7 protein-coding genes are annotated in these 4,647 nt (G+C 72.1%); 4 read left to right on the top strand and 3 right to left on the bottom strand.

Annotated features, from left to right (window positions below; translation table 11 throughout):
- Positions 1-924, bottom strand: a 924-nt coding sequence (locus FV223_RS20690; protein ID WP_147728768.1) for an AMP-binding protein, incomplete at its 3' end; no start/stop codon positions are given.
- A 202-nt stretch (positions 925-1,126) separates the two neighbouring features.
- On the opposite strand from FV223_RS20690, the gene FV223_RS20685 reads away from it, so the two are divergent.
- From FV223_RS20685 to FV223_RS20675, 3 genes are all read left to right on the top strand, one after another.
- Complete coding sequence (locus FV223_RS20685; RefSeq protein ID WP_147728767.1) at positions 1,127-1,675, top strand: helix-hairpin-helix domain-containing protein; 549 nt, start codon at positions 1,127-1,129, stop codon at positions 1,673-1,675.
- 147 nt (positions 1,676-1,822) lie between these two features.
- Entirely contained in the window at positions 1,823-2,038 is a 216-nt protein-coding gene (locus FV223_RS20680; RefSeq protein ID WP_147728766.1) for a hypothetical protein, read from the top strand.
- The gene (locus tag FV223_RS20675) at positions 2,035-2,532 is read left to right on the top strand and encodes a DUF3016 domain-containing protein (protein ID WP_147728765.1); all 498 of its coding nucleotides are present in this window, start codon (positions 2,035-2,037) and stop codon (positions 2,530-2,532) included. Before FV223_RS20680 ends, FV223_RS20675 begins: the two co-directional genes overlap by 4 nt.
- A gap of 40 nt (positions 2,533-2,572) precedes the next feature.
- On the opposite strand, the gene FV223_RS20670 is transcribed toward FV223_RS20675, so the two are convergent.
- Complete coding sequence (locus tag FV223_RS20670) at positions 2,573-3,367, bottom strand: enoyl-CoA hydratase (protein ID WP_147728764.1); 795 nt, start codon at positions 3,365-3,367, stop codon at positions 2,573-2,575.
- A 64-nt stretch (positions 3,368-3,431) separates the two neighbouring features.
- On the bottom strand, positions 3,432-3,902 hold the full coding sequence (locus FV223_RS20665) for an AMP-binding protein (protein WP_243933380.1): 471 nt from the start codon (positions 3,900-3,902) through the stop codon (positions 3,432-3,434).
- Between the two features lie 350 nt (positions 3,903-4,252).
- On the opposite strand from FV223_RS20665, the gene FV223_RS20660 reads away from it, so the two are divergent.
- The coding region (locus FV223_RS20660) for a hypothetical protein (protein ID WP_147728769.1) at positions 4,253-4,647 on the top strand (395 nt) is incomplete at its 3' end.

The following is a 4,647-nucleotide window of genomic DNA, read 5'->3' as shown; positions in this document are numbered from 1 at the left end:
TTCGGCGACATGGACGTCTCGGTCCTCGACGAGAAGCCGGCCGGACGGCAGCCGATCCGGACGATCACCATCCCGACCGAGCGCATCGACGAGGTCGTGGCCGGCCTCCACCGCGCGCTCCAGGGCGTCGAGCGCACCCTCCAGGAAGGCCGGGGCGACGAGATGGGTCGGGCGCGGATGCGCCAGGCTCTCGATCAGCGCGCCTCCGTCGAAGACCGGCATCGTCTCGAGGTCGGCGCCGACGGCGAGCGCCGCGCCGAGGCCGGTGACGATCCCGCGCAGATCCGAGGGCGGCAGCAGGGTGAGGATGCGGTCGCCGGGCTCGATCCGGGCCGAGACCAGGTGCGCGGCGACCGCCGCGAGCAGGGCGTCGCCCGTCCGGTGGACCGGCCGCGCCGGATCGCCCGCCACGAAGCTGACGAGGCCGCCGCCGGTCTCGGGCAACGCAACGGCGCCCCCGGCCCGGTCGAGGGCGAGCGCGTCGAGGTTGATCACGCCGTCGGGCACGGCCGGGCCGAAGGCGGCGAGATAGCGCAGGCCGAAATAGCCGGCCGCGATCCGGCACATCGCCTCCGCCGGGCGGCCGGCCCCGACATGGGTCTGGGTCAGCACCGCGGAGAGGCCGGCCGCCTGGATGCCGGCCGCCGCCTGCGCCTCGGTCCAGGACGCGGGCAGCGGGCAGGGGACGTGCCCCGCCGCCTCGACGGCGAGGTGGGCGACCAATCCCTCGGTGCTTCCGGGAAACCACAGGCCGATCCGGCTTCCCGGCGGCAGCCGCCACGTCCGCAGGGCCCGGCCCAGCCGCCCGACGATCTCGGCCGCCGTCCCGTAGGTCCAGGTCATCGGCGGCCTATCGCTCCAGCCGCGCTTGGGCGCGGCGTCGGAGAAGGCGAGGCGGGCGGGGTCGAGGCGGGCGGTCGGCATCCCGGCGGGTATGGGCCGGCGCGGAGCCGGCGTCGATGCCGAAGGCCCCGCGAGCTGTCCGAAGGTCTTCCGCGCCGACGCTTGTTGACGGCCGGCCCGATCGTCTACGCCGTGCTTTGCTCCGGCAGCGCAACGTCTCTATCTTGCCAAGCGTTTGCAAAACTTGCCAAGCGTTTGCCAAACAACACGGATGGGAGGGGCGATGCTGAGCGGTTCGACGATTCTGCGGATCTCGCTTCTGCTGGTCGTCGCGGGCTGCCTCGCCGCCCTGATCCAGTATTTTCTGCCGCACGCACCGTCGCCGGCGCAGGCGCCGCCGGTCTCCGTGCCGCCGGCATCCGTCGCCCCGGCGCCGCGAAAGGTCGGGACGCCGACGCTGATCCCGTCCCCCGCAGCGCCTCGAGCGGACCTCGCCGCGCCGCCGGTATCGCCGGATCCCGCGCCCACACCCGCTCCGGCACCCCAGCCGACCGCGGAAGCCCCGGTTCTCTCGCAATCCGTGCCGGAGTCACAACCGACCGGTCAGGCGGAGGTGAACGAGGCCGGCGACAGCGCCGGACCGCGCGCGCTGGCGCTGGTCGACCTCAACACCGCATCGCTGGCGGAGCTGAACGGGTTGCGCGGCGGCGGCAGCATCGGGCGGGCGATCATCCAGCGCCGGCCCTACACGACGATCGACCAGTTGCTGTCGAAGCGCGTGCTCAGCCGCGCGACCTACGACAAGATCAAGGATCAGATCACGATCCGCTGAGATGCCCGCGACCGCGAAGCCGAGCTGTCCTTGTCGGGGGCCGGAGCGGTGCCGCAACTGGCGCAGCCTGCGCCGGTTGCCTATTGTGGACCCTACGGACGGATCGTCTGCGCGGGCGATCCCCGATCAAGGTGCGAGGAGCTGCGCATGTTCACCCAGACCGGCAGCGCGATCCTTCGGGACGACCTCGGCGTCGAGGAGACGACCGAGACCGACAACATCGTGCGGTGGGACGGCGAGCGGCTCTACGTCGAGCACGACGTCTACCACAACGGGCAGCTGGTCCACCGCAAGTACCGCCGCAACGTGACCGAGCCGGTCGCCCGCGCGCTGCTCGCCGTGATCAACCGCGCCAAGCAATGAGGCGCGTCGTCCTGGCAGCCCTGACGGGTCTCGCGCTCGGCGGTCCCGCCGTCGCGCAGGTCGGCGTGCGCTACGTCGCGCCGGAGCGCTTCACCGACGCGGAGGACCGTTGGGCCTCCTCCGGCCGGAGCCTGCGGCTGACGCTGGCGGAGATGACGCGGATCTTCCAGGACCTCGGCAGCCGGCGCCTCGGCCCCGACGAGAGCCTCGACATCACCGTCCTCGACATCGATCTCGCCGGGTACGAGCGGCCGGGCTTCGGCACGCCGAGTGGCCTGCGGATCGTCCAGGACTTCACGCCGCCGCGGATCCGGCTCGCCTACGCACTGCGGCGTGGCAAGCGGGTGGTCGCCAGCGGCGAGGATACGGTCACCGACCCCAACTTCATGCTGACGGCCAACCCACGCTTCTCGACCGGCGGCCTGTATTACGAGCGCGCGGTGCTGCGCGACTGGTTCGCGCGCCGCTTCCCGGTTCCGGCCGGCCGCGGCTGACGGACGTTTCGCGCGCCGAACCGCGCGGCTCGACCGCGGCTCACGCCGGCCAGCGCGGCGTGCGCTTCTGAAGGAAGGCATCGATGCCCTCGTCGGCGTCGGCGAGCATCATGTTCCGGGTCATGACCTCGGCGGCGTAGGCGTAGGCCTCCTCGAGGCCGAGCTCCGCCTGGCGGCCGAAGGCTTCCTTGCCGATCGCCACCACCCGCGCCGACTTGCCCGCGATGCGCATCGCCATCGCCTGCACCGTCGCATCGAGATCGGCGGTCGGCACCGCACGGTTGACGAGGCCGATGCGCAACGCCTCCGCGGCGTCGATCGGCTCGCCGAGCAGCAGCATCTCCATCGCCGCCTTGCGCGGCACCGCGCGGGAGAGCGCGACCATCGGGGTCGAGCAGAACAGGCCGATGTTGACCCCGGGCGTCGCGAAGCGGGCGTCGTCGGCGCAGACCGCGAGATCGCAGGTCGCGACCAGCTGGCAGCCGGCGGCGGTGGCGATGCCGTGAACCTGCGCGATCACCGGCTGCGGCAGCCGGGTGATCGCCAGCATCAGCCGGGAGCAGGCGCGGAACACCTCGGCCGCGGCCTCGCGCCCGGGATGCGCGCGCATCTCCTTGAGATCGTGACCGGCGCAGAAGGCCGGCCCGGCGCCGCGCAGCACGACGACGCGCACGGCTCGATCCTCGGCGATCGCGTCGAGCGCATCCTGCAAGGCCGCCATCAGCCCGAGGGACAGCGCGTTGCGGGCCGGACCGCGGTTCAGCGTCAGCGTGGCGATGCCTTCGGCATCCGCGCGAAGCAGCAGCGGCGCGTCGGTCTGCGCGGTCGAGGACATGCCCTGGCTCCCGTCTCGATGGCCGGTCAAGCCTATCACGGACGCGTCGGGTTTCGAGGATGGCTCAGGCCCGGCGCGCCGGCAGCGCCTGCGGGGCGAGCGGGGCGTCGTCGTACTCGGCGATCTCGAGGTCGATGCGGGCGAAGTCGGCGCCGCCGTGCCACCACACCAGCGGCTGAACCGAGACGAGGCCCTGGACGCTGCACAGCGTCTCCGCGAGGCCGGCGTCGACGAACAGGTGGCGCGGGCCGATCGCGTCGAGGCTCCGGGCAAGCGCGGTCCCGCGCAGGGTGAGGTCGAGCGGCATCACGGTGACGCCGACGGAGCCAAGGCCCTGCCAGATCGCGAGCACGTCGGGCTGGTTGCGCATCAGCAGGGCGACGACGTCGCCTTCCCCCAGCCGCTCGTGCAGGGCCCAGCGGGCGTAGCGGTTGCGGCGCTCGCCCGAGGGTGCGTCGCTCGGTTCGGCGAGGCGCAGCGACGGCGGCACGAAGGCGGGATCTGGCTCTGCGCGGTGGTCGAGGGCGAAGTGCATGCGGCGTCCAGTCCGGCTCATTGCGGAAGATGTCGGACTCCGATCTGCTCGCCACCGGTTAATAGCAGGCTTCGAACCCCCGCGTAGGGCAGGATCAAGTCGAAACAAGTTCCGCGGTTCCGCAAGGCAGACGAGGGACCGGGACGGCCAGTGACGCGGTAGAAACGCCGCTATCGATTGCAACGCAGATAACGCTTAACCACGAACGACCTTCACCTTTGTCCTGCGTGGCCTGAGGCAATCCGTCGGGCCGCTCCCCCTGGGCGGCGTTCACCGTTCGGCGTATCTCGCCCGTCTCAACGACTCGCAAGAAGTCGTCGACGACGATGAGGAAACTTTCGCCCATGCGCATGTTCGCCACGCCGGCCGCCGCGGCCGCCCTCCTGAGCCTCGGTCTCGCCGCGCAGCCCGCCGCGGCGCAGATCCGCAACGCCCCGGCCCCGCGGGCGCTGGAATTCGCAGCCTACATCTTCGCGGCGTCGAACATCTGCGGCTATCGGATCGGGACCGACACCTTCGAGGCGCTGCTGGTCAAGCAGGGCACCCGATCGGCCGACGTCAGCCCGCGCGGCCCGTTCGGCGGCCGGGTGCAGTCGATGTTCGCGCTGATGTCGAACGACATGGCCCAGCATCGCGAGAAGGCGTGCCTCGCCGTCGCCGGCGAATACGGCCCCGAAGGCACGGTCGCGAAGGACGTGCTGCTGCCGGCCGCAGCCGACGCGCCGCCCGCCGGCGCCGACACGCC

This window comes from Methylobacterium sp. WL116 (assembly GCF_008039455.1).
Lineage (GTDB): Bacteria > Pseudomonadota > Alphaproteobacteria > Rhizobiales > Beijerinckiaceae > Methylobacterium.
The sequence above is the reverse complement of the archived record's forward strand: the minus strand, read 5'-3'. Positions and strand labels throughout refer to the sequence as shown.